The sequence below is a fragment of the Paraburkholderia domus genome, assembly GCF_905220705.1.
GTDB classification, from domain to species: domain Bacteria; phylum Pseudomonadota; class Gammaproteobacteria; order Burkholderiales; family Burkholderiaceae; genus Paraburkholderia; species Paraburkholderia domus.
On record NZ_CAJNAT010000016.1, the window covers coordinates 105,672 to 130,150 of the forward strand.

At 60.9% G+C, this 24,479-nt stretch carries 19 protein-coding genes and 1 pseudogene; 17 read left to right on the forward strand and 3 right to left on the reverse strand.

Annotated elements, in window-relative coordinates:
* Window positions 1-20: 20 nt before the first annotated feature.
* Window positions 21-1,475, forward strand: a complete 1,455-nt coding sequence (locus tag KHO31_RS24460; RefSeq protein ID WP_211624312.1) for an ISKra4 family transposase — start codon at window positions 21-23, stop codon at window positions 1,473-1,475.
* 151 nt (window positions 1,476-1,626) lie between these two features.
* Window positions 1,627-2,388, forward strand: coding sequence for a bestrophin-like domain (locus KHO31_RS24465; protein ID WP_201083478.1), 762 nt, complete (start codon window positions 1,627-1,629; stop codon window positions 2,386-2,388).
* Window positions 2,389-2,446: 58 nt separating this feature from the next.
* Here KHO31_RS24465 and KHO31_RS24470 read toward each other — a convergent pair whose 3' ends face one another.
* Window positions 2,447-3,313 carry a transporter gene (locus KHO31_RS24470; protein ID WP_201108726.1) on the reverse strand — a complete coding sequence of 289 codons (867 nt, stop codon included), beginning with the start codon at window positions 3,311-3,313 and terminating at the stop codon, window positions 2,447-2,449.
* 321 nt (window positions 3,314-3,634) lie between these two features.
* Between KHO31_RS24470 and KHO31_RS24475 the strand changes: the two genes are divergently transcribed.
* The gene (locus KHO31_RS24475; RefSeq protein ID WP_211624314.1) at window positions 3,635-3,919 is read left to right on the forward strand and encodes a hypothetical protein; all 285 of its coding nucleotides are present in this window, start codon (window positions 3,635-3,637) and stop codon (window positions 3,917-3,919) included.
* A 30-nt stretch (window positions 3,920-3,949) separates the two neighbouring features.
* Here the strand turns inward: KHO31_RS24475 and KHO31_RS24480 are convergent, their stop codons facing one another.
* Entirely contained in the window at window positions 3,950-5,092 is a 1,143-nt protein-coding gene (locus tag KHO31_RS24480; protein ID WP_236071427.1) for a patatin-like phospholipase family protein, read from the reverse strand.
* A gap of 721 nt (window positions 5,093-5,813) precedes the next feature.
* On the opposite strand from KHO31_RS24480, the pseudogene KHO31_RS24485 reads away from it, so the two are divergent.
* From KHO31_RS24485 to KHO31_RS24500, 4 genes and pseudogenes are all read left to right on the forward strand, one after another.
* Window positions 5,814-7,091 (forward strand): annotated as a pseudogene (locus tag KHO31_RS24485) (PqiB family protein); the annotation flags it as partial.
* Window positions 7,088-7,675 carry a PqiC family protein gene (locus KHO31_RS24490; RefSeq protein WP_211624316.1) on the forward strand — a complete coding sequence of 196 codons (588 nt, stop codon included), beginning with the start codon at window positions 7,088-7,090 and terminating at the stop codon, window positions 7,673-7,675. The pseudogene KHO31_RS24485 and the gene KHO31_RS24490, both read left to right, overlap by 4 nt.
* Before the next feature lie 115 nt (window positions 7,676-7,790).
* Window positions 7,791-8,096 carry a c-type cytochrome gene (locus tag KHO31_RS24495; protein ID WP_328822735.1) on the forward strand — a complete coding sequence of 102 codons (306 nt, stop codon included), beginning with the start codon at window positions 7,791-7,793 and terminating at the stop codon, window positions 8,094-8,096.
* 4 nt (window positions 8,097-8,100) lie between these two features.
* The gene (locus tag KHO31_RS24500) at window positions 8,101-8,850 is read left to right on the forward strand and encodes a cation:proton antiporter domain-containing protein (RefSeq protein WP_201083470.1); all 750 of its coding nucleotides are present in this window, start codon (window positions 8,101-8,103) and stop codon (window positions 8,848-8,850) included.
* 30 nt (window positions 8,851-8,880) lie between these two features.
* Here KHO31_RS24500 and KHO31_RS24505 read toward each other — a convergent pair whose 3' ends face one another.
* Window positions 8,881-9,927, reverse strand: coding sequence for an AraC family transcriptional regulator (locus KHO31_RS24505; RefSeq protein WP_201083462.1), 1,047 nt, complete (start codon window positions 9,925-9,927; stop codon window positions 8,881-8,883).
* Between the two features lie 451 nt (window positions 9,928-10,378).
* Here KHO31_RS24505 and KHO31_RS24510 point away from each other — a divergent pair, with 451 nt between their 5' ends.
* From KHO31_RS24510 to KHO31_RS24555, 10 genes are all read left to right on the forward strand, one after another.
* Window positions 10,379-12,778, forward strand: coding sequence for an arylsulfatase (locus KHO31_RS24510; RefSeq protein ID WP_211624317.1), 2,400 nt, complete (start codon window positions 10,379-10,381; stop codon window positions 12,776-12,778).
* The gene (locus tag KHO31_RS24515; protein ID WP_201083458.1) at window positions 12,775-14,403 is read left to right on the forward strand and encodes a GMC family oxidoreductase; all 1,629 of its coding nucleotides are present in this window, start codon (window positions 12,775-12,777) and stop codon (window positions 14,401-14,403) included. The genes KHO31_RS24510 and KHO31_RS24515 overlap by 4 nt, the downstream gene beginning before the upstream one ends.
* A 105-nt stretch (window positions 14,404-14,508) precedes the next feature.
* Window positions 14,509-15,642 (forward strand): CaiB/BaiF CoA transferase family protein, encoded by a 1,134-nt coding sequence (locus KHO31_RS24520; RefSeq protein WP_201083456.1) that lies wholly within the window; start codon window positions 14,509-14,511, stop codon window positions 15,640-15,642.
* Window positions 15,643-15,797: 155 nt separating this feature from the next.
* Complete coding sequence (locus tag KHO31_RS24525; protein ID WP_201086092.1) at window positions 15,798-16,583, forward strand: enoyl-CoA hydratase/isomerase family protein; 786 nt, start codon at window positions 15,798-15,800, stop codon at window positions 16,581-16,583.
* A gap of 25 nt (window positions 16,584-16,608) precedes the next feature.
* The gene (locus KHO31_RS24530; RefSeq protein ID WP_201086093.1) at window positions 16,609-17,850 is read left to right on the forward strand and encodes a thiolase family protein; all 1,242 of its coding nucleotides are present in this window, start codon (window positions 16,609-16,611) and stop codon (window positions 17,848-17,850) included.
* Window positions 17,851-17,871: 21 nt separating this feature from the next.
* The gene (locus KHO31_RS24535; RefSeq protein WP_201083450.1) at window positions 17,872-19,029 is read left to right on the forward strand and encodes an acyl-CoA dehydrogenase family protein; all 1,158 of its coding nucleotides are present in this window, start codon (window positions 17,872-17,874) and stop codon (window positions 19,027-19,029) included.
* 70 nt (window positions 19,030-19,099) lie between these two features.
* Complete coding sequence (locus KHO31_RS24540) at window positions 19,100-19,876, forward strand: SDR family NAD(P)-dependent oxidoreductase (protein ID WP_201086094.1); 777 nt, start codon at window positions 19,100-19,102, stop codon at window positions 19,874-19,876.
* 52 nt (window positions 19,877-19,928) lie between these two features.
* Complete coding sequence (locus KHO31_RS24545; RefSeq protein ID WP_201086095.1) at window positions 19,929-21,476, forward strand: class I adenylate-forming enzyme family protein; 1,548 nt, start codon at window positions 19,929-19,931, stop codon at window positions 21,474-21,476.
* A gap of 120 nt (window positions 21,477-21,596) precedes the next feature.
* The gene (locus KHO31_RS24550; protein WP_201086096.1) at window positions 21,597-23,090 is read left to right on the forward strand and encodes a coniferyl aldehyde dehydrogenase; all 1,494 of its coding nucleotides are present in this window, start codon (window positions 21,597-21,599) and stop codon (window positions 23,088-23,090) included.
* On the forward strand, window positions 23,087-24,388 hold the full coding sequence (locus KHO31_RS24555) for an MFS transporter (RefSeq protein ID WP_201083436.1): 1,302 nt from the start codon (window positions 23,087-23,089) through the stop codon (window positions 24,386-24,388). Before KHO31_RS24550 ends, KHO31_RS24555 begins: the two co-directional genes overlap by 4 nt.
* Window positions 24,389-24,479 lie beyond the last annotated feature (91 nt).

The following is a 24,479-nucleotide window of genomic DNA, read 5'->3' on the forward strand; positions in this document are numbered from 1 at the left end:
CGCAACGGTGGGAGCAAGCCATGCGGTTGATCATCGAAGCAAGGTTGGCCGACGGAGACAATGATACGGTCGAGGAAGGTGACGGAGTTCTGGCGGTGATTGAGCGTCCTGATTGCTGTCTTGCCGAGCTGGGCCTGACTCTCGCGGAAGGGCGGTCGCTGCTTGCAAAGGTGCAGGCCGGGTTCATTTCGAAACAGGTGCAGTCATGGCTCTCAGGCCAGATCCATTGTCGGAGCTGCGGTGCGGCCTTGAGTCATAAGGATAGTCGCTCTACGGTGCTGCGCACCGTGTTCGGCAAAGTGATGGTGAAGAGTCCGCGGCTGTGGTCGTGTGCTTGCCAGCGAACTGCGCGGACGCCGCGGCGTGTGGTGCATCCCTTGTCCCAAACCCTAACCACGCGCGTTACACCGGAACTGGAATATCTTCAGGCGAAGTGGGCAGTCCATCTGCCATACCGGCAGGCCGCGGCCATGCTCAAGGAAGTGCTCCCGCTGGACAAGGGCATTTCGTTCAGTGGCACCCGGGATCGGATTCACACTCTTGGAAAACAGCTCGACGCTGACATCGAACGTGACATCGCGAAGCTACCTCAAGCCGTTGCAGACGTGCAGGTTCGCGAATCCAGCCATGTCGCGGCCGTGAGTGTCGACTCGGCGTGGTTGCGTAATTGCGACTCAGGGAGAGGCCCTGGCCGCCACGTGAATATCGTCGCCGGGCGGGCGACGTTCACCGATGGTCCTCCAAAACTTTATGCGTATGTGCATAGGGAAGTCACCTCGGCTGCAGCGCGACTCGATCAGGTCCTCAGCCGGAACGGTGTGGCGAGCGATGAACGCGTGACCGTGATCAGCGACGATGCTGGTGAATTTGCAAAGACCGTCGAGGGCAGTCAGCTGGCTCGCGGCCGGATCCTCGACTGGTTCCACATCGCGATGAAGTTCCAGGCGGTGGAGCGTTCCGTATTCGGCAGCAAGATGATCGACTCGATGGACCAGGAGTCGGTGGAGACCGAAATCACCCACGCGAAGTGGTTGGTCTGGCATGGCAAGGGCAGCAAGGCGGTGGAGCGGATCAGGGCACTGGACAGTCGGCTGCTTGCGAGAGAGGGATACGAATTCAAAACGCTGTGGTGGAATCTGAACACCGTCTCCAGTTATCTGAGGAACAACGCGCACACGTTGGTCAACTACAGCGCCCGGCATCGCAAAGGTCTCCCGATCAGCAGCAGCATTGCCGAGTTCGCGGTGAACCAGGTCGTCAGCCACCGTATGGCCAAGAAGCGACAGATGCGCTGGACCGACGAAGGGGCGCACTGCATGGCACAGGTCAGAGTCGCGGTTCTGAACGGGGAATTCTCGTCCCATCGCATTCTGGCGCTCAAAATTGCCGACTCGCGTTACGGGAAATGCATCGGGCAAACGTCGGCAGGCGGGCGCCGACGAACGGCCAGAACAGAGAGTGCAGTCATGTCGTAAGCCAGGGGTGCCTGACGAAATGCACCTCCCCAACTTTTGCACGCTCTCCTGCGATGCGTGTGCAATTGGGCCTTGGTCCTATTGCACACTGCACTGTCGCGCGCAAGATGTTGAATCGCCAAGTGTGTGACCAGAAACGGAGGACTGCAGGGTGAACCACCTCGTCGACGCGGCAATCGTATTCGCATGCGTCTTTGGCAGTGCGCTGCTCGGCTCGTATCTGCGCCGCGTGTTGCCGCAGCACCACCTCAGCGATGAATCCATCGGTGTCGTCAAACTGGCGACCGGCCTTGTCGCAACCATGGCCGCATTGGTGCTAGGCTTACTGATTTCGTCGGCAAAAAGCTCGTTTGACACCACGAATACGGAGCTTTTGCATAGCGCAGCCGCTATCGTTCGCCTCGATCGTGTGCTGGCTCACTATGGTCCGGAGACGCAGGAGATTCGCAGTGCGCTTAAACGTACAACCGAGGCTTCGGTCGCGGCGATGTCTTCCGGCGATCCGGCACAACTGGCCAAACTGAGCAGCCCCGAAGTGGTTACCCGCGGAGAAGCATTCCAGCGTCAAGTGGAGGAACTCTCGCCGCACACCGACTTGCAGCGTCAGTTGCAGGCTCGGGCGCTACTAATCGTCGACGATGTACTCGCTACGCGGTGGCTGGCGCTTCTTCAGCAAACCGGCTCGATTCCGGTGCCTTTGCTAGTGGTCCTGGTATTCTGGCTGGCGATCCTCTTCGGCACGTTCGGCCTGGTCGCGCCCCGCAACGGCACGACAATGACGGCGCTCGTGATGTGTGCGCTGTCGACTTCCGGTGCGATCTTCCTGATCATGGAGATGAATACACCGCTCGGCGGGGTAGTCAAATTATCCTTTACACCGATGCGTGCGGCGCTCGATATTCTCGGGCATTAAGCGCGGAGCGCCGCGCTTTGCGCGAATCCGTGACATAGGCCAGCGTGCCTGACCGGGTTCAACGATTGAACCAACGGTATTGAAGCGCGATCGAGATGGTCTGGAAATTGCCGCCCACACGCGTTACGAGGCCACGCGACCACGCGAGCTTGGCGGACCATTTCGCGGCCAACGGAACGGATAGCGTGACACCGTATCGCGCGCTGAGTTGATAGTCCTGATCCTCGACACCGTCGACGTGGGTGCGCCCACCCGTAAAGTACGTCACATCCGCGGCGAGCCATAGTCCGGGGCGCCACGTATAGCCTCCGTGCCATTGGAAAGTCGGCATCGGATCCTGGCTGCGCCGATGGCCGCCGAAAAAATCGTCGTTGGCGGTGAAGAGCCACACGCCTGCCGCTGCGTCCATGAACCAGTTGCCGAAGGGTTGGGACAGCCCGACCTCGGGTTTGAACGACCAGCGGTTGGCGCCGATGTTGATGAGACGGGCGGGCACGTACTGGCCCGTCGGCGCCACCACGCTCAGACTGACGCCGAGGACGGTGCTGGGTGTGCGTCGAGCGAATTCCTCCGGAGAGAGCGCCGGGTCGCCGAGCAGGTTCGCTGCGATCCTGAAGTGCACGTCGCCGAGGCCTGAGCGGTATTGCTGCTGATAAATACCCTTTACGTCGCCACTTACATTGGCGTTCGCATACGGCTCCGATACCGCAACACTCACGGTATGTCCCGCGACGCCGAAACTGTGCGAATACCCGAGCGAAAAGATGTTGATATGCGCCTGCACGTTGGTGATCGGCAACGACGGATCGAATGACACGTCGCCGCTCGATCGCTCATAGTCGAACACCACGAAATTGGTGCCCACCGGCACAGCCGAATAGGTGCGTGGCTCCATCTCCTGCGCGTGAAGCGGGGGGGCGGACATCGAATACAGCAGAGCGGCACCGAACCACGCGAGCCGAAAGCAGCGTGATCGTGGGACTGTGCGGTTCGAATCGATCAATGCATGCGGCATTGTGGTCAAGTCCGAGACTCTGGTTGCCTGATGGGCCGGACGACGCGCTGCAAGCTGAGGCGTGCAGGCGTTGAGCCAGCGCTCCCGCTGCGGAACCCCCTCCATGAGGCGGCTGGAATGTCGTTGCTTGCAATAGGGCCAAGGTCCGATAGGCACGCGAGCGGATGCGGCTAATCTGAAAGACGAGGCAGGCGAAAGCCGTGCCTGTGCCTGCTGCCTCAGGAGACGACCATGAAAGTGTTGCTCGTGTTGATAGCGTTTGCGCTGTCTTCCCGCGTATTCGCGGAATGCGCCACAAACGCGCGCGGTATGACCGAATGCAACAACGGGCAAACAGCCGGCGGGTACAACCCGAACACCGGCAACGCATGGAAGGCGCAAAAGAATCAGAACGGTGTCACGACCACAACGACGAGCAAAGGCGGCGAAGCCAAGACCAAAAACGGTAAGGGTGTATATAAGAGTCCAAGCGGAAAGACCTGCTATCGCACAGCCAATGGTCAAGGCTGCAATTGAAGGGATTCGAGATGGTGTCTGACGCGCCCGCTAAACGGTCAGGTCGTAGACGTGAACGCCATTGCCCAGATCGGTCGCTTCCTGCCATTTTGGATCTGAGAGCGACTTCTGTGCGTCGCGATATCCGAAGTCCCATAGTTCCGTGACAGTGGCGCGTGAGAACTCGTAATCCTTGAAGTTTGACGATTGCGTGGTGTGCCTGTTGATGAAATGGACAAGAGCGACCGCGCCCCGTGTACTGATTGCGTCGAGCTTCTGCACATCTGCGTCGGTCTTGAGAGAATCAGGCAATTTGTCCAGCACGCGGCGCAGCGAATTGCGAAGTGCCTCGATCTCGCTGATTCGCGTGGTATTGAAACGTGTCTTGCTGGCGTATTGAATGTCCTTGCAGCGCTCCTGTACCTTTCTGAGGTTGGTAGGCAATGCCCCGGCGCCACTGAACACGTCCACCTGCAGAATCAATGCACTCATTCTGAAATCTTCGTCGAGCACGTACCAAAGCGGTGAATTACACGCGATGCCGCCGTCCCAATACCATTGCCCATCTATCTGCACAGCGGGAAAACCCGGAGGCAGCGCGCCGCTTGCCATGACATGCTCAGGACCAATCTCTGTTTTTGTATTGTCGAAATAGACCGAGTTACCGCTCTGCACGTTAACCGCGCCGAGAGACAGGCGCACGGCATGCTGGTTGATTAATTCGAAGTCGACCAGTTCTTTGAGTGTCTGCCTGAGCGGATAGGTGTCGTACATACTCAGCGTTTCGATACTTGCCTGCGGCGCTACAAATGGCCCCGTCGTTCGTGGCGCAAAAAAGCCCGGCACACCGAAGGCAACACTGGACGCCGCGCTCATGAAGTTCAGGAGCGGGCGGATGGGATCGAGCGACGGCGATGGCACGAAAGGAGCGTGAGCCGATATGCGCTGCCAGAATTCGCGCAGGCGCTCGACGCGTCGCTCAGGCGGATTCCCGGCTATCAGCGCGGCGTTGATCGCGCCAATCGACACACCGGCAATCCAGTCGGGCGCAACTGCCGCTTCGGCGAGACCGGCGTAAACACCGGCCTGATAAGCACCGAGTGCGCCACCGCCCTGTAAGACCATGACGGTATGGTCGAATTTCCCCCAATTCGAGCGGGTGTCAGGATGGTCCGTTTCGCGTGCCTTGCGCATGAGCATCTCGCAATCGGATAACGATTGTGTCGGCGACTTCGGCCAGAAAGGCGAACCGTCGGGTAATCAAATCTATCGCCAGCGAAGCACACGGACAATCGGACTTTGGTCTCATTCGCCGGTTGAGATGAAATATGTGCAAAAGAAATGCCTCAATTCACGTTTACATGTTCAACTGTCCGTACTACGATTCATTTTGCCGGTTGGAATTCCCCCTGGCTGTGACCCTTACCGGTGCGCTCGCTCAGCCGGCATTCACATTCAGAGCGCGTCTTCGTTAATTCGTTAACTGTCTAACGAGACGATGAGCCTGCTGTACAAGAGGCATAGTCTCACGCCGGTGTTCAGCACGACTTTTGGCAGCCAATCTCGCAGTGCCGAATCTTGAGAGGCCGTTCGGTCATGAGCATCGTTATGCCTGCGATTGTCATTTTGCAAACAGCGATCATTCTTGGATTACTGGCGATCGGATTGCGCCATCGCGCTTCGGCGCCGCTCAGCAGTGCTTATCCGCCAATTAACGGAGCGAATTATCGCCAACGCGGGATGTCCGGTGGACGTGCGGCGCATGCGGCGCTGCGCGAATTTGCGGATAAAGCGGGTCTGCACGAATCCTTGAATCAACCTCGCCAGTCGGAGCGTCCGCGTCCCGAGCATCTTCCCACCTCTCCCGAGATGTCCGGCGCGCCGGACAGCGGTTTGCCAGCATCGCGCGCGAGAGCGCGCGCGGATTTCGGGCGGCACGGTGTCGGGCATCGGTACCCTGATCTCCGGGTCGTTCATCGGCATGGACGTGGGCAGCTCACTCACGCCCCGGCGCGACTACGTCGGGCTCGAGTCGCCGCCGGTGTTCGCGAGCGGTGTGCCGGGCCGTGAGTTCATCCTGAAGGGCGCCGACATGGGGTCGCTCGATGTCGGCTCGCCGATCTTTTTCAGACGCTTGCAGGTCGGCCAGGTCACGTCGTACAAGCTCGATGACAACGGTAAAGGGGTGACGATGCATGTGTTCGTCAACGCGCCGTACGACAAGTACGTGCAGAACGACACGCGCTTCTGGCAGGCGAGCGGTATCGACGTCTCGCCCAATGCAACCGGCGTGAAGGTCAATACGCAATCGCTGGTGGCCATCCTGATTGGCGGCCTCGCTTTCCAGGCGCCTGACGATGCGGTTGGTGGGCCGGAGGCGGATGCCCGCACTGAGTTCGCGCTGTTCTCCGATAAGACCGAGGCGATGAAACGTCACGACACGATCATCGATAACTACATGCTCAATTTCAAGGAGTCGGTACGCGGTTTGACGGTCGGTGCGCCGGTCGATTTTCTCGGCATCGTGGTAGGTGAAGTCTCAGGGATTCGTACACGATTCGATCCGATCACGAAGCAGTTCAGTATTCCTGTTGATATAAAACTGTACCCAGAACGGTTCACGTCGCGCTATGCATCCGGCGCACCCGCCGCACCCGGCGGCAGGGTCGTTACGGATCGGCGGCAGCTGGCGAAAGCGCTTCTGGATCACGGGTTGCGCGCACAATTGCGAACCGGCAATCTGCTGACGGGGCAACTATACGTCGCGCTCGACTTCTTCCCGAATGCGCCCAAGGCGGAGATGGACTGGAGCGTGACTCGTCCTTCGATGCCGACCGTGCCAGGCGGGCTGCAATCGCTGCAGGATTCGGTGACGGCGCTCATCGCCAAGCTGAACAAGATCCCATTCGAAGGCATCGGCAAGGACGCGCAAAAGACACTAGCCGATGCGGATGCGTTGCTCAAGGAGTTGCGCACCGAGGTCATGCCGCAGGCGCATGACACACTCGCAGCCGCGCAGACGGTTCTGAATTCGGCGAATAACGCGTTGCAGCCGGACTCCCCGCTGTCGCAGAACACCGGCGACGCAATGAAGGAACTGGCGCGCACGGCGGCGGCCTTCCGTACGCTTGCGGATTATCTCGAGCGCCATCCAGAGGCACTGATCCGCGGCAAGCTGGAGGATAAGAAATGATGCGCTCATCCTTGAGCGTAGCCGTGGTGTTGGCGCTCGCCGCGTTGTGCGGTTGCGCTTCGTCGCCCAAGTCGGACTTCTACACGTTGAGTTCAGCCGCGCCGCAGACGGGCAACCCGCCCGCCGCGCCGATCGCGGTGCTGATCAGCTCAGTGACGGTGCCCGAACTCGTCGACCGGCCGCAGATCGTGGTGCGAAACGGTGACAACACGGTGAATATCGACGAATTCGCCCGCTGGGCCGATCCGTTGAAAAGCCAGATCCCGCGCGTGGTGCGCGCCGATCTCGGGCAGTTGCTGAACAGCGCGCTGGTGTCCACCTATCCGATGGGTGGCGATCTGGCGTCGGCTTACCGGGTCCAGCTCGATATCCAGCGCTTCGATGCGGCGCTCGGCGATGCGGTGACGGTCGACGTGCTGTGGTCGGTTGCGCCACCCGGGAAGAAGCCACCGCTAAGCGGCCGGAGCACGGTCCACGAACCTTGCGGCGCCGCCGGTTACGATGCGGTGGTGGCGGCATATAGCAGGGCGCTCGGAACGGTGAGCCGCGATATTGCCACCACAATCCGACCGGCGTCGCCTTGATGCGTGCTCAGGCATGACGTCGCGCGTAGGGCGCGGCATCGGTGAATCGTACGCCTTGGCGGCGTGATGCGGGGGAGGTACCGTGAAACGAGTGGGAAATCGGTGTTGTAGCGGCGTGCTTCTCAGCCTTGTGCTGATGGTATGCGCCAATGCACGCGCTCAATCCGCGGTGGCGGGGCTGATCGAAGAGCAACACTGCATGTTCTGTCATACCACCGAAGGGGCTGACCTCGCTCCGTCATTCCCCAAGATCGCACAACGCTATCGCACGTCGCCGCAGGCGAGTGTCATGCTGGAAAAGAAGCTGCTGGCCGGCGGAAAGCCCCACTGGGGCGATATCACCATGCCGGAGGCCGATCCGGTTCCGCCGCTTTCAAGTGCCGATGCCCACCTGCTCATTCAGTGGGTGTTGCGCCAATGATCTCATGACAAAGTTGCTGATCGATGTGGTCATTTTTCTCATCGCGGCGCTGATCGCCGTTCCGCTCGCGACGCGGCTCGGTTTCGGCGCGGTGCTCGGCTATCTGGTGGCACTGAAAGCCATCGCGATGCTTGGGATCGTGCTGGTGGGGGGGCGCTATGTACTGAAAGCGGTGTTGCCTTTAGTTTCGCGCACCGGTGTGCGTGAGATCTTCACGGCGTTTGCACTACTCTGGGTGATCGGCATCGCGCTGCTCATGGAGAGCGTGCATCTATCGATGTCGATGGGTGCGTTTGTCGCTGGTGTGATGCTCGCGGACTCCGAATTTCGTCACGAGATCGAAGTCGATATCGCACCGTTCAAGGGCCTGTTGCTCGGCTTGTTCTTCATCGCGGTGGGCATGTCGATTGATTTCGAAGTGCTGGCGCGCGAACCCGTGCGGGTTGCGGGGCTGGTGGTGGCACTGGTCGGTATCAAGACGATCGCGCAGTGGTTTCTGGCGAGCCGCTTTGACGTACCGTCGGCCCAACGCGGCTATTTTGCGATTCTGCTTTCGCAAGGCGGTGAGTTCGCCTTTGTGGTTCTGGCGGCGTCACTGGCGGCGCGTGTCGTGGATCAGCGTCTTTCCTCGCTTGTAACGCTGGTCGTCGCGCTCTCGATGGTCTCTACGCCATTGCTGCTGCTTTTGCAGCGCCGCTTCTCACGTTTCGGCGGTGATGACGGACTGGAAACGGCCACTGAGCGCAAGGCCTAGACGCGTTCAACACGCAATGGACGCAAATCTTCACGCGCCCTGAATCTTCACTTCCTTGCGATAGTCGCTCGGCGAAACGCCTTCCCAGCGCTTGAACGCGCGCGTGAAGTTGCTCGAGTCGCTAAACCCCAGCAGGAAGGTAATTTCAGTAATTGACAATGCCGATTGCTGGACATAGCTGGAGGCCAATTCCTTGCGGGTTGCGTCGAGCAGCTCATTAAAATTCGTATCGTGCTGCGAGAGCTTGAACTGCAATGTTGTCGGACTGATGCACATGGCGTCGGCAACCTTGTCTCTCGAGCAGTCGCCGTTGGGCAGATATTCGATGATTTTCTGCCGCACCGTGCTCACCACATCGTGTTTGTCGAGGCGGGCGATATAGCTGGTGGCGAGGTTGTCATGCAACTGCGCCAGCTCAGCACACGCACCGGCTAGCGGCTGGTGCAAATCCGATTTGGAAAACACGAGTTCTGGCGAAGCCTGATCAAACTCGACAGGGGAACGAAACAGTTTCTCGTACGGGGTGCTGCCTTCGCGCGGCATCGCGTGAGAGAACGCCACGCGAAGCGGATTGAAATCGGCGTGGTAAAGCTGGCGCATGGACAGCACGACAAATCCCATCAACGCATCTTCCGTTTCAGCGCAGACAGGTACCAGCACTCTCGTGCGCAGCGAGACTTCGGCGCCGTTGTCGATGAGGTTGATTTCGCAAGCCTGGGAGGCGAGCCTGAAGAAACGTTCCAGCCGTTGGCAGAATGCCATCAGGTTCGAACTGGCGGCGAGCGCGTAGCCGAGCGCGTGCAAATTCGAAACGTGAATGAACCTGGCGACCGTCAATCCGAAGTAGGGGTTATGCGTCACGTCCACACAGACTTTATAAAGCCTGGCCATCGTGGCGACCGGCAGCCGCGTCATGGGATCGTTCTTCATCAGCGACGGTTCGATGCCGGCCGCATGAAAAATCCGGGCGCTATCGATCCCATTGTGCTCGAGGGCGCGCGAAATGGCGAGCGCGTAGCCGCCGATCGTCGTGAGAACGGCGTCGCTGTCGAAGCGGGAGGGAGCGGGTTTCTGCATGATGGACGGCAATCATTGCTGGGCCGGCGTGCTGTGTATCACCGGCAGGCAGGCTGTGGGAGAAATACGTCTTGAGAGACGGTGCGATCGCTACGCTATCACGTCAATGTCGCGATAGCGTAGCCGCGATTGCACCGCAAACTCCATCGGCGTAAATGCCAGGTCAGCGATCGTCACGCGCGTTACGGGCTATTTTGCACCAAGGTCAAACCGCCTGACATGCGTTTTGCGCGAAGCGTGCAAACCGCTTGCATGCATCTGACTTACGCTCCGTGTTTACCCGTCTCGAGCGCCACGTTGCGCGCAACGCAACGCGCAAGACCACTGGATTGTCTTCAAAGACCAGCGTCTCGCGAGTCGCCGTTCATAAAATGCCTCCGATTTGTCTATGACCCGAGAGACCCGCGATCCGGCGGCTGGCGTCACGTAAGAGACATGACAGGAGACCCTCATGACCCGCGAATTCAACCCAGCGGCATCCGATTCCGCTCCGACGGAGCCGTCTTCCGAAGAGACGGGCACCGTCGAGCAGCCCCGTCTCACCGGTACGGCTGTAGCAGGAACGCAGGATCTGCCGTTTCCCAAAACGCCGACAGCCAGTCTCGCCGCGCGTACGCTGGCTGAGTCGAAGCACCAATGGCGCAGCAAAGCCACCCATCTGCGCGCTGACGCGCCGAACGTACTGATCATCATGCTGGACGACGTCGGCTTTGCGCATGCCGATACCGTTGGTGGTGCGATTCATACGCCGACACTCAGCCGCATTGCCGATTCCGGCGTGCGCTACAACGCGTTTCACACCACGGCTATCTGCTCGGCGACCCGCGCGTCGCTGCTGACGGGGCGCAACCACCATCGCGTGGAATCCGGAACGATCACCGAACTGGCGAGCGATTTTGACGGCTACACCGGCGAGATTCCGAAGACCTCGGCGACCATACCGGAAGTGCTGCAGCACTATGGCTACAGCACGGCTGCATTCGGGAAGTGGCATAACACGCCGGCCCAGGACGTCTCCGCAGCAGGACCTTTCGACCGCTGGCCGACCGGGTGCGGATTCGACCATTTTTACGGGTTTATGGGGGCGGAGTCCTCGCAATACGAGCCGAATCTGTATCGCAACACCACACCGATCGAGCGGCCCAACGATCCGAAGTATCACCTGAGCGAAGACCTGGCGACTCAAGCCACAAGCTGGTTGCGCCAGCAACATGCGCTCGCGCCGGACAAGCCATTTCTGATGTACTGGGCGCCGGGCGCGGTGCATGGCCCGCATCAGGTCTTCGGCGAATGGTCGGATAAGTACAAGGGACAGTTCGACGGGGGGTGGGATGTCTACCGCGCGCAGGCCTTCACGCGTCAGAAGGCGCTTGGCTGGATTCCTGCCGACAGCGTGCTGACGCCGCGCCCGGACACGATGCCCGCGTGGGATAGCCTCAGCGACGATGAAAAGCGGTTTCAGGCGCGCCTGATGGAGGTGTACGCCGGGTTCCTCGAGCATGCCGACACACAGGCCGGCAAGGTCGTGGATGAGCTTGAGCGGCTGGGTCTGCGTGACAACACGCTGATCTTTTACGTGCTGTCGGATAACGGCGCCTCCTCGGAAGGCTGGAGTGGCACCATCAACGAAATGCTGACGCTCAATGGCGTGCCGATGCCTTTCGCGCAGCAGATGAAAATCCTCGAAGAGGAATATGGCGGCCTGCCCGCGTTGGGCGGTCCGAAGGTGGCGAACATGTATCACGCCGGCTGGGCCTGGGCTGGCGAAAGTCCGTTCCAGGGCACCAAGCTGGTGGCGGGATATTTCGGTGGGACCCGTGTGCCCATGGCAGTTTCCTGGCCCAAAGGCATCAAGGCGGATGCCAACGTGCGTGGGCAGTTTCACCATGTCAACGATATCGCGCCGACTATCTACGACATCATCGGCATAACGCCACCTGAGTCGGTCGATGGCCTGAAGCAGGATCCGCTGGATGGTGTGAGCCTCGCGTATACGTTCGCCGACAGCGAGGCGGCTACGCAGAAAACGCATCAGTACTTCGAAGTATTCGGCAGTCGCGGGATCTACTCGGACGGCTGGATGGCGTCTGTTTTCGGACCGCGCGTGCCATGGTTGCCAGGCGCCTATGCCGCCTACGCGAACTGGAATCCGGATGACGATGTGTGGACGCTCTACAAGCTCGACGACGACTACTCCCAGTCGAACGATATTTCGCGCGATTACCCGCAGAAGCTCGCGGAATTGAAGCAGAAGTTCGATAGCGAGGCGCGCGCCAATCACGTCTATCCGATCGGCGCGGGGTTGGGGCCGCTTCTCAATCCCGATGCGCGTGTCGGAACGACGCAGACTGAATGGCACTTCAATACAGAGGTCACGCGCCTGCCCGAATTCTGTGCGCCTAATCTGCGCGCGCGCAACAACCGGGTAACGGTCGACGTCGAGGTGGCCGCCGCGGGCAGTGGCGTGCTCTATTCGCTGGGTGCGGTAGCCGGTGGTCTGGTGCTCTATATGGACGACGGTTACCTCCACTACGAATACAACTTCCTGGGCGTGGTCAGAACGCGCTTGCGTTCAGCTGACCGGATCGCGCCGGGTCCGCATCGGTTCGATCTCGAAACCGTGATGAGCGGACCGGCACCAGGAGGGGCTGCAACGTTGGTGATGGGCGTCGACGGTGCGGAAGTGGCGCGGGGCACGACACCGTTCACCGTTCCGCTAGCGTTCAGCGCGAGCGAAACCTTTAACGTCGGCGTCGACCTGGGTTGTCCGGTGACGCTGGATTATCGTGACCGTGCGCCGTTCCGGTTCGATGGCCAGATCAACGATGTCCATATCGTCTACCTGCCATGATCGATTACATCGTCATTGGCGGCGGGTCGGCGGGCTGTGTGCTGGCAGCCCGCTTGAGCGAGGACCCCCAGGTTCAGGTTTGCCTGCTCGAAGCTGGCGCATCGGATAACAACCCATTGATTCAATGTCCGGCCGGTCTCGCCGCGTTGATCCCGTATCCGATCTTCAATTGGGCGTTCAAGACGATTCCGAATCGCGGGATGAACGGCCGGATCGGCTACCAGCCGCGCGGCAAGGCGCTGGGCGGGAGTAGTTCGATCAACGGGATGATGTATATCCGCGGTGACCGGACCGACTACGATCAATGGGCTGAAGCGGGCAATGTCGGGTGGAGCTATGCCGAGGTGTTGCCGTACTTCAGGAAGTCGGAGAACAACGCGTTCTGGGGCAGCAATGCGTATCACGGCGCGGGCGGCCCGCTCAACGTAGCGGATGTACTGGAGCCGAGCGTCTATGCAAGAGCGTTCGTCGAGGCCGGCTTGCAGGCGGGTCATTTGCCCAATCCTGACTTCAACGGTGATCATCAGTTGGGCGTCGGACTGACGCAAGTCACGCAAAAGAACGGCGAACGCTGCAGTACGGCCAAGGCTTTCCTGACACCGAATCTCGGCCGGCCGAACCTGAAGGTCATCACCGGTGCGCAGGCGACGCGAATTGTGATGGAAGGCAAGCGTGCGGTCGGCGTCGAGTATCGACAAGGCAGCGCAATCAAAGTCCTGAAAGCCACGCAGGAAGTGTTGCTGTCGGCCGGCGCATTGCAGTCACCCCAGATTCTGATGCTGTCAGGCATAGGACCTGCCGCGAATTTGCAGCAGCACGGCATTGACGTGGTCCACGATTCACCGGGCGTCGGTCAGAACCTGCAGGACCACATCGATATCGTTCACAGCTATGAAGCCGGTGCGTCGCGCGGGCTGTTCGGACTGTCGCTGTCAGGTGTGTGGTCTGTGGCGAAGGGCATTCGCACCTGGGCGAAATATCGGCGCGGTGTGCTGACGTCCAACTTCGCCGAGGGCACGGGTTTCGTAAAGACGCGGCCGGAAGAAGCGCGCCCGGATGTGCAGCTCGTATTCATCGTTGCAAAGCTGATGGACCACGGCCGGAAGATATTGCTCGGCAATGGCTATTCGGTTCACTGTGGCCTGTTGCGTCCCAAATCCCGCGGCAGCGTTTCATTGGCGAGTGCCGACCCGTTGGCGCCGCCGTTGATCGACACGAACTTCCTCTCCGATCAGGATGATGTGAGCCGTCTGATTAGCGCGCTCAAACTCACGCGCGTAGTAATGCGTCAGCCGGCTCTGGCGCGATTTGGCGGCAAGGAGTCCAGAAACTCGGCGCGCGCACAGACCGACGCACAGATCGAAGCGTTCATTCGTAATCACGCTGACTGCGCCTATCACCCTGTCGGAACCTGTCGCATGGGTAACGGTGCGCTCGATGTGGTCGACGATCGGTTGCGCGTGAAAGGGGTGCAGGGTTTGCGCGTTGTCGATGCGTCGATCATGCCGAACATCGTGTCCGGCAACACCAATGCACCGACCGTCATGATCGCGGAGAAAGCCGCCGACATGATCAAGGCGGCGGCATCGGCGGCGACCCGAGAGGGAACATGCTGCGCGTCCTGAAGGCGGCTTGCCTCGCGATCTATGGATTTGCGCTGGCAAGCCTCGTTATGCCATTCGCCAGGCGCTGCGACGGCTCATCATCTTTATCTCCAAAGGAGCAGAACCATGGGTGTTCTCGACGGCATTCGCGTCGTGGAAATTGCCGGAATTGGCCCGGGGCCATTTTGTGGCATGTTGCTCGCTGACATGGGTGCCGAAGTCATCCTGATCGAGCGCGCCGACGCCAACGATGGCGGCATGCTCGATCTCGGCAAGAGCGCTATCGTCAATCGTGGCAAACAGTCCATTGCGCTGAATCTGAAGGACGCGCGCGCGATCGATGCCGTCCTGCGGCTTATCGAGGGTTCGGATGCGCTGATCGAAGGGATGCGCCCAGGTGTGATGGAACGGCTCGGACTCGGGCCGGACATGTGTTTGGCGCGCAATCCTCGCCTCGTGTACGGGCGCATGACGGGATGGGGGCAGACGGGGCCGTTGGCACAAGCCGCCGGACACGACCTGAATTACATCGCGCTCTCGGGCGCGCTGTGGTTCGCGGGCGAACCCGGCAACCGCCCTATGCCACCGCCCACGCTAGTGGGCGATCTGGGCGGCGGCGCGCTGTATCTTGCGATGGGCGTACTTGCCGGCATCCTGGGCGCTCGCCGTACCGGTCATGGCCAGGTGGTGGACGCAGCGATCGTAGACGGCAGCGCCAATCTGATGAACCTGCTCCTGTCAGTGCATGCCGCGGGGCATCAGCCGATCGAACGCGGCAGCGGCCTTCTGGACGGTCCGCACTGGAGCGGCACCTATGCGTGTGCCGATGGCCACTTTGTCAGTGTGCAGGCGCTGGAGCCGCAATTCAATGCGCTGCTCTTCAATAAACTCGGGCTCGGTGACGATCCGGATTTCCGGCAGCCGTATCACCCGCACCGATGGCAGGCCCTGCGTGAACGGTTGGCCGCCGTGTTCGCGACGCAACCCCGCCAGCATTGGGTTGACTTGCTCGAAGGCAGCGATGCCTGTTTTGCACCGGTGCTAACACCGGTCGAAGCCATGACGCATCCGCATATGGCCGCTCGCGGCGTCTATGCCGAGCGCGACGGCGTGTTGCAGGCCGCCCCGGCACCGCGTTTCTCCGCGACGCCGTCCGGCGCCTCTAACGCGGTACCGCAGCGTGGCGAGCATGGCGCTGCGATTCTCCGGACCATTGGTCTCAGCGAGAACGAAATCGCGCACCTGCTCTCCGTTCACTGAGGCCAGATCACACGCGACATATCGCCGGGACCTGCGACTTCATTCCAATGACCTGTCGCAAGTCGCAGTTCTCCATACGATCAGTACATTCGCCAATTTCTTGAGACCGGCGCATTCGTCGAGTGTCCTGATCACTAAAAAAGTATGGAGATGTCGTGAACGAAGACGTTTTGCTGTACGACGTCGATGGGTCCGTTGCCCGTTTGACGCTGAATCGCCCGAAGGCGATGAATTCGCTGAACCTGGCCGTGCTGGCTGAGCTGGATCGCCGTCTGACGCAGATCGAAGCCGACGATGAAATGCGCGTGCTGGTGCTCACCGGTGCTGGCTCCGCTTTCTGTGCCGGCGCGGACCTGAAGGAAGTGCTGGCGGGCCAAAGCCTCGGTCCCGGTGAAGCGGATTTTCTCGACCGTGCGAACCAGGTATTTGGCCGGCTGCGCAATTTCCCCAAACCCGTGATCGCCGCACTGAACGGCGTCACGATGGCGGGCGGTCTGGAACTGGCCATGTGCGCGGACCTGGTGATCGCCGCTGAAAGCGCCACGCTCGCTGACGCGCATGCCAACTTCGGCGTGTATCCGGGCGCAGGCGGCGCGGCCGTTCTGCCGCGGCTCATTCCGCTCAACATGGCGATGTATCTGCTGCTGACCGGCAAGTCCCTGTCGGCCACCGAGATGAAGGCGTGTGGTCTCGTCTGCGAAGTGCATCCGGATGCGGAGCTGGCCGAGGCCGTGCAGAAACTCGCCTCGCACATCGCGCGAAAGAGCCCCATCGCATTGCGCCGCATGAAAGAAGTGGCGCGGCAATCCGCCGACAAAACGCGCGACGACGCCCTGCTGCACGAGCAGGTGATGCTGCGCCAGCACATGCGCACATTTGACTTCCACGAAGGCTTGCAGGCCTTCGCCGAAAAACGCGCGCCCCGGTTTCAAGGCCGCTGATTCACATCGTAACGAGAACGGAAACATGAGTGATATTTATGTGGTCGGCGTCGGCATGACTGCCTTTGGGCGTCTGCTTGAAAAGTCCGTGTACGACATGGTCGGAGAGGCCGTAGGGCTCGCGTTGAAAGACGCTGGTTGCGACGCGGCCGACATTGGCTCCGCGTATTACGGGACCATGACGAACGGCCTGTTTCAGGGCCAAACCGCCATCCCCGGTCCGATTGCGATGCGCCGCCTCGGCATTGAAGGCGTGCCGGTATTCACGGTGGAAAACGCCTGCGCCACGGGTTCATCGGCGTTCAATCTGGCGACGCTGGCGTTGCGCTCGGGCACCTGCGATATCGCGCTGGCTGTCGGCGCGGAGAAGATGAATATCCCGGACAAGGCCAAGATGTTCTCGGCGTTCGACGGCGGCTGGGATGTGTCGACGGTGGAGCGGAACAAAGCAACGCTGCTCGCCATGGGCGAGGGTGTGACGCCGCCGCCAGGCACCATGTCGGAGCGTCCGTACAGCGTCTTCATGGACGTGTACGCCGCCATCTGCCGCAACCACATGCTGCGTTACGGCACCACGCAGCGGCAGATTGCTGCGGTTGCTGCGAAAAACCATCAACACTCGGTGCACAACCCGCTGGCGCAGTTTCAGCAGCCCTTCAGCATCGACGAGGTATTGGCGTCACCGCCGATCGCCTATCCGTTGACCACTTTGATGTGCTCTCCCATTAGCGACGGCGCAGCGGCGGTCGTGCTGTGCAACGCAGCGGGCTTGAAGCGCCTCAACGGCGCGGCTCGCCGTGCGGTGCGCGTGCTCGCCAGCGTCGTGCAAACCGGCACCACGCGCGGCCTCGATGAGCCGCACAAGATCATTGCCCATCTCGCGGCCAAGAAGACCTACGAACAGGCCGGCGTGGCGCCTGCAGACGTCGATGTCGCGGAAGTTCACGACGCGTCCGCGATCGGCGAAATTCTCAATGCCGAGTCGTTGATGCTGGTGCCTTTCGGCGAAGGCGGACCGGCAGCGGAGCGGGGCGAATTTACGGTCGGCGGGCGCATGCCGATCAACCCGTCCGGCGGCCTCGAATCGAAGGGGCACCCCATCGGCGCAACCGGCCTCGGCCAGATCCACGAACTGGTGACCCAGTTGCGCGGCGAAGCGGACAAGCGCCAGGTGGACAACGCGCGCATTGCGATCCAGGAAAACGGCGGCGGTCTTTACGGTATCGAAGAAGCCGTGGTGGCCATCACGATTCTCGCCAAACAGTAAGTCATAGAAGGAACCTGAGAGATGGGATACGTATTCAGAACGGAAGAGCAACAAGGCGCGGTAGACGGACTGCGGCGCTATCTGGCAGACAAGGCCGATCCGCTGTTCAACAAGGAGTATCGCGACCGGTTCATGCCGAAGGAGCAGATGGGTGAGTTCATGCGTGAGCTGAGCGAATTCGGCCTGATCTCGGGTGTCGTGGGAGAGGAGCACGGTGGCCTGGGCCTCGATTGGCTCACCATGATCATGTTGTTCGAAGAAGTCGCGGCCACCTCGATCGATTTGTCCGTGCCGGTGTTGATCAACAGCTTCGGTGCGCAGATGATCGCGAGGCTGGCTCCTGCGCACCTGCGCGAGCGCTATCTGCCGGGATTGCTCAAGGGTGAACTGTTCTGCAGCGCGGGTATCTCCGAACCGGACGTCGGCTCTAACGTGCTGGAGATCAAGACCCGCGCCCGGCGAGATGGCGATCATTACATCATCAATGGCGAGAAGACTTGGATCAGCAATGGCTCTTACTCGGACATTCTGATCTGCACGTGCCGGACCGGTGACGATCCGCGCCGCGGCCTGACGCACTTTCTGCTCGACCGCAAAGAGCATCCGTATGAGGTCCGGGACATTCATAAGATCGCCTGGAACAGCCAGTCGACCGCGCAGATTTTCCTCACCGACGTCCGTGTTCCGGCCAGCAACATGCTCGGCAACGAAGGCGAAGCGCTGAAGAACACGCTTACGATGTTCGAACGCTCGCGCGTTTTCGTGGCCGCCCAGGGTTTGGGTATTGCCCGGCGTGCGTTGGAAGAAGCGACGCGTTACGCCACGGAGCGCAAGCAGCACGGCAAGGTGATCGCCGGGCATCAGCTGATCTCAGCGATGCTGGCTGAAATGGCCACGAACGTCGATGCGGCGCGTCTCTTGACGCAACGCGCGGCGTCGATGATCGAAGCGGGTGTGCCCGCCGAGATGGAAGCCGCTATGGCCAAATATTTTGCCTGCGAGGCCGCGGTGACAATCGCCCGCCAGGCGGTGCAGATTCACGGCGGCAATGGGGTCACCAAGGAGTTCCTGGTCGAGAAGCTGGCACGCGAAGCGATTGTTGCGCCGATTCCCGAGGGCACGACCCAAATCCAGCAACTGATCATCGGGCGAGCGCTGACTGGGGTCAACGCGTTCTGATGCGTGGCGGCGCTCACGGCGCCGTCAGTACCCGACACTTTCAAATTCTCAATTTCTATTCGGATATCCCATGCGTATTCAGGACAAAGTCGTCGTTATCACGGGCGGCGCGTCGGGGCTTGGCTTGGCCACTGCGCTCTACCTCACACAGGAAAAGGGCGCACGTGTCGCTATTTTCGATTTGAACGTAGAGGCCGGTGAAAAGGCGGTAGCCGACATCGGCGCCGATCGCGCGATGTTTGTACATACGGACGTCAGCAGCGAAGAGTCGGTGCAAAAGTCCGTCGGCGAGGTGATGGCCCGCTTCGGCGCGATTCATGTCTGTATCAACGGCGCCGCAGTACCGACTCCGTTCAAGGTGCTAGGCAAGGACGGCAAGGCCGCACCGCTCGCCAGGTTTGCGCAGACGACCGCGGTCAATCTCAACGGCGTGTTCAACGTCATGTCCAAATGCGCGGAGCAGATGGCGCAGAACGAAGCGGAATGCGGCGAAGAGCGTGGTGTGGTGATCAACGTCTCGTCTGGCGCCGCGTACGAAGGCCAGATCGGGCAGAGCGCCTATGCGGCGACGAAGGCAGGCGTGATCGGTCTGAACATGCCGGCCGCGCGCGAACTTGGCGCGATTGGCGTTCGCGTCAATGCGATCGCCCCGGGCCTGTTCCTGACGACCATGGTGGCAGGGCTCGACGAGAAGGTGCTGACGATGCTCAAGGAGCAGATGGAAGCGCCGAAGCGTTTAGGCGACATGCGCGAGTTCGCTCACTGCTGCGCGTTCATCATTGAAAACGCGTACCTCAACGGTGAAACCATTCGTCTCGATGCTGCGTCGCGCATGCGTGCGAAATAAGGATCGGTTGATCCCGAACGTTTCAGCGTTGGTGCTGGAGGAGATTGAAAGAATGAGATTGGCAGACTATTTCGATGCGGTAGCGCAGCTTCACCCGGACAACCTGGCGTTTGTCGACGGTGCCACCCGCATGACGTACGGCGAGGCGCAAAAATACGTTCATGCAGTCGCACATGGCCTGACTCGCGCGCGCGTGGCGGGCGCGCATGCGGCAATTTATGCGCCCAACGACTATCGGGTCAGTCTTCTGCATCTGGGTATCAACCTGGCTGACTCCGCCTGGTTGTCTGTGCACATTCGTAATTCGGTTGAGACCAATGCCGAGGTGCTCGAATACTTCGACACCGACATTGTGTTCTTTCACAGTTATTTTGAAAGCAGCGTTCCGGTGCTGAAAGCGACGCTATCGAAAGCCAGACTGTATGTCTGTATCGACGGTGCGTCAGAGCATGGGGTATCGATGGACGAATGGTTGAAGGATTGCTGGACGCCATTCCGCAATCAGCCGGAAGACCCGGCCACGCGCGCTTTCCTGCAGCCGACTGGCGGCACCACCGGGCCGTCCAAGGGCGCGGTGCACACGCATCGAAGCCTCGAATTCATGGGGCTGGGGCTGGCTTCGGCTTTCGGCATTTCATCCAGTTCGCGTCACTTGTGCGTGGCGCCGCTGACGCATGCCGCCGGCTTGCTGGCGCTTGGCTTCACGATCAAGGGCGGTGTCAATATTCTCATGCCGGGTTTCGATCCAGATGCCTTGTTGAACTTGATCGAAACGGAAAAGGTCACTCACCTCTACCTGCCGCCCACCGCAGTCTACGGCCTGCTGGCGCATCCGAAGACGAAGGAGACGGACTTCTCGTCGCTGCAGGCGTTCATCGTGGGCGCGGCGCCGATCGCTCCGGACAAGTTCAAGGAAGCGGTGCGCGTGTTCGGCCCCATCATGTATGAAAGCTTCGGGCAGACCGAGACGCTGGTGCCGATTCTGGTCAAAGGCCCCGCCGACTATCTGAAGCAGGACGGCAGCTTCGACGAGGACGTGGTGAAGGCGGCAGGCAAAGCAGTCGACGTCGCATGCCTCGCCATCATGGACACGGAAGGCAACCTGTTGCCAGCGGGCCAGCGTGGCGAAATCGTCGTGCGCTCGTCGATGGTCATGCAGGGCTACTACAAGAAGCCTGACGACACGGCCGCCGTTTCAGCGTTCGGCTGGCACCACACCACGGACGTCGGCGTGCGGGATGCACGGGGCTACGTCACCATCGTGGACCGCATGAAGGACATGATCGTCACCGGTGGCTTTAATGTTTTTCCCGTCGAAATCGAGAAGGTCATCCAGGGCCATCCCGCCGTTCTCGACTGCATTGTGATCGGCGTGCCGGATGACAAATGGGGCGAGGCGGTGAAAGCGGTGGTTCAGCGCAAGCCGGGGCAGAGCGTTTCCGAAGAAGAGATCATGGCGCTCTGCAAGGAACATCTGGGCAGCACCAAGACCCCGAAGAGCGTCGAGTTCTGGGCCGACCTGCCGCGCAGCGCCGTGGGCAAGTTGCTCAAGAAAGACGTGCGGGAAAAGTACTGGGACGCGCAGTGGCGCTCGGTGTGAGTGCTGTTGTACCGATGCTGCGGCTGCATCGCGGCTGAAGCGCAAGGTGCGGCGGGATCAGGTACTCGAAGGAGCGCGAGCGAGAGCGCGTCGAGAACGCGGGTGAACGGGAAGGCCAAGATGAAAGACGCGATTGAGAATCTGCGGGACGTGTTGTCCCGGCAACGTGAGGCATGCCTCGCCAGCCCCTATCCTGAACTCAGCCAACGCAGACGCACGTTGAGAGAGGTGCGAGAGGCGCTGAGCCGCTACCAGGACCAACTCGCTGCGGCGATGAGCGACGATTTCGGTCGCCGCTCCGAGTTCGAATGCAAGACATTGGACGTGATGTTTCCTGCGTTGCAGATCGACCACGCGCTTGCCAACCTGCGGCGCTGGATGAAGCCGCAACGGCGGCGCACGGACCTGCTGTTTCGCACCAACATCGCCAAGGTGGTCTATCAGCCTAAAGGCGTCGTCGGCGTGATCGCGGCATGGAATTTCCCGATCGTCGAGGCGATGGGGCCCATGATCATGGCGCTAGCAGCGGGCAATCGGGTGATGATCAAGATGTCGGAATTCTCACCACGCAGCACAGCCGTCCTGCGCGAGATGCTGGCCGACATATTTCCAGAGGATCAGGTGGCGGTGTTCGGCGGCGGCGTGGAAGTCGCTCAGGCCTTCGCGAGCTTGCCGTTCGATCACATCGTGTTTACCGGTTCGCCTGGTGTCGGCAAGGAGATCATGCGTGCGGCGTCAGCCAATCTGACACCTGTCACGCTGGAACTGGGCGGCAAATCGCCGGCTATCGTTGCGCCGTCTGCGAGCATCGCAGCCGCAGCGCGCTCGATCGCGCACGGCAAGGCATTCAACGCCGGGCAAGCTTGCGTCGCGCCGGATTACGCCCTGGTGCCGCGCAATCGGATCGACGCGTTCGTCGCCGCCGCGGTGAGCGCGTTTCAGCGCATGGTGCCCGACCCGGTCCACGATCCTGAGTACACCTGCATTGCGTCCGACCGCCACGCGAAACGCGTGCATGAACTGCTCGACGATGCGCGCGCCAAAGGCGCCACGGTGACCTCGTGCGGCACCGGAAACGGCTGGCGAGTCGTGCCCATGCAAATCGTGACAAATGTGACGCCGGATATGCGCATCATGCAGGAAGAGCTGTTCAATCCGATCCTGCCCGTGGTGGCCTGCGATTCGTTGGACGAAGGCATCCGGTACATCACAGCGCGGCCTCGTCCTCTGGCGTTGTACTACTACGGTACGGACGCGGGCGAAATCAAACGATTGGAACAGGACGTTCACGCCGGTGGTATGACGGTCAACGATTGGGCATGGCATGTGTTCCAGAGTGACCTGCCGTTCGGCGGCACCGGCAATTCGGGAATCGGAAGCTGGCGTGGACCGGAAGGATTCCGGGCGCTGTCGCACGGTAAGTCGGTGTTGAGGATGAAGCCCTGGTTCCCGATCGGTCTGTTTCGTCCGCCATACGGCACGCGCGTTCAACAACTGGTATCGACGCTATTCCTTGGACATGCCGACCCGGCGTTGAACATTCCGTGTTCGGCTGGGAATGAACCCCGCCGGTATGGCTCGACGGCGCAAGACACGACGAGGGAGTCGACATGAGAGCCCTGCATCTGATCCAGACCCGTGGGGTTTCCGGCGCCGGCGCGTACCAGGGCTCGAAGACCTATGCGTGGACCGTGTTCGCATTGAGTTTCGGGTTGATCCTCTCGGACTACCTGTCGCGTCAGGCGGTCGGTGCCGTATTTCCGTTTCTCAAACCCGTGTGGGGCGTATCGGATTCGCAACTGGGCGCGCTCGTCAGTGTCGTGTCGCTGGTGGTCGGCGTGATGACCATTCCGTTGTCGCTGATCGCGGATCGTTGGGGCCGCGTCAAAAGCATTACGCTGATGGCGTTTGTCTGGTGTTTTGCCACCATCGCGTGCGGCCTCGCGACCAGCTACACGCAGATGCTCGTGGCGCGTGCCATGGTGGGCTTCGGCGAGGCCGCTTACGCGGCGGCGGGCGCGGCTTTGCTCGCCCACACTTTCCCGGAGAACAAACGGTCCGCGGTGCTGGGGGCATTTCAATCGGGTGGCGTGTTCGGCTCCGTCATGGGCGTGGTGATTGGCGGTGCGGTCGCGAGCCAGTTCGGCTGGCGTTACGCCTTTTTCGCTGTCGGCGCACCGGGCCTGCTGCTCGCCGTCCTTTACCCCTTCTTTGTTCGCGATTACCAGACTCCTGCCTTGCAACAGGGTGCTTCCGGCCATGACGTCAAGGGGCGGCTGCGGTTTGCCGAAGTATTCAAAAACGTATTCGCCGCACGCTCCGGCAACTTTACGTTCGCCGCGTTCGGTCTGCAGATGGGGATTCCCGCCATTCTGATCGCCTGGGTGCCGACGTACTTCAATCGCTTCTACGGCTACGACCCGAAGAAGGCGAGCATGATCGCGGCGGCGGTGGTGCTCGTGCTGGGCTTGGGCATGCTCTTCGGCGGCGGCGTGGCCGATCGGCTGAGCAGGGGGCGGCCGCGTTATCGGGCGCTCGTGCCCGCCGCATACGCGCTGCTTTCCGCGTCGATGCTGTTTGCGGCGTTCGCCTTGCCGCCTGGCGTAGCGGGGCTTGTGCTGCTGCTCGGCGGCGCGCTCTTCGCGGCGGCGCATGGGGGCGCCGCGGTGGCGATGCTGATCGACGTCACCCATCCCGCCGTTCACGCCACCGTGACGGCAACCGCGGTGTTGGGCGCCAATTTGCTTGGCACGGCGCCGGGTCCTTATCTGGTGGGGCTCCTTTCCGACGTCGCGAATCTGCGGACAGCGCTCACTGTTGCGCCGTTGATGTCGCTGGCCGCGGCGGTTCTATTTCTGCTTGCCGCGCGCTACTACGAAGCGGATATCGCCGCGAGGAAGGCTGCCGGTTAGGACCGGCAGCCGTCTCTGCCCGCGCCGCATGCCAGGTGCCACATGCGGTACGTCGCGCGATTCTGGCAACACTCTGAAAGACCACTCTATT

Coding starts and splice junctions, on each gene's coding strand:
- KHO31_RS24460 (WP_211624312.1), top strand. CDS start 21: ATGCGGTTGATCATCGAAGCAAGGTTGGCCGACGGAGACAATGATACG.
- KHO31_RS24470 (WP_201108726.1), bottom strand. CDS start 3,313: ATGTCCGCCCCCCCGCTTCACGCGCAGGAGATGGAGCCACGCACCTAT.
- KHO31_RS24475 (WP_211624314.1), top strand. CDS start 3,635: ATGAAAGTGTTGCTCGTGTTGATAGCGTTTGCGCTGTCTTCCCGCGTA.
- KHO31_RS24480 (WP_236071427.1), bottom strand. CDS start 5,092: ATGCGCAAGGCACGCGAAACGGACCATCCTGACACCCGCTCGAATTGG.
- KHO31_RS24490 (WP_211624316.1), top strand. CDS start 7,088: ATGATGCGCTCATCCTTGAGCGTAGCCGTGGTGTTGGCGCTCGCCGCG.
- KHO31_RS24500 (WP_201083470.1), top strand. CDS start 8,101: ATGACAAAGTTGCTGATCGATGTGGTCATTTTTCTCATCGCGGCGCTG.
- KHO31_RS24505 (WP_201083462.1), bottom strand. CDS start 9,927: ATGCAGAAACCCGCTCCCTCCCGCTTCGACAGCGACGCCGTTCTCACG.
- KHO31_RS24510 (WP_211624317.1), top strand. CDS start 10,379: ATGACCCGCGAATTCAACCCAGCGGCATCCGATTCCGCTCCGACGGAG.
- KHO31_RS24515 (WP_201083458.1), top strand. CDS start 12,775: ATGATCGATTACATCGTCATTGGCGGCGGGTCGGCGGGCTGTGTGCTG.
- KHO31_RS24520 (WP_201083456.1), top strand. CDS start 14,509: ATGGGTGTTCTCGACGGCATTCGCGTCGTGGAAATTGCCGGAATTGGC.
- KHO31_RS24530 (WP_201086093.1), top strand. CDS start 16,609: ATGAGTGATATTTATGTGGTCGGCGTCGGCATGACTGCCTTTGGGCGT.
- KHO31_RS24535 (WP_201083450.1), top strand. CDS start 17,872: ATGGGATACGTATTCAGAACGGAAGAGCAACAAGGCGCGGTAGACGGA.
- KHO31_RS24540 (WP_201086094.1), top strand. CDS start 19,100: ATGCGTATTCAGGACAAAGTCGTCGTTATCACGGGCGGCGCGTCGGGG.
- KHO31_RS24545 (WP_201086095.1), top strand. CDS start 19,929: ATGAGATTGGCAGACTATTTCGATGCGGTAGCGCAGCTTCACCCGGAC.
- KHO31_RS24550 (WP_201086096.1), top strand. CDS start 21,597: ATGAAAGACGCGATTGAGAATCTGCGGGACGTGTTGTCCCGGCAACGT.
- KHO31_RS24555 (WP_201083436.1), top strand. CDS start 23,087: ATGAGAGCCCTGCATCTGATCCAGACCCGTGGGGTTTCCGGCGCCGGC.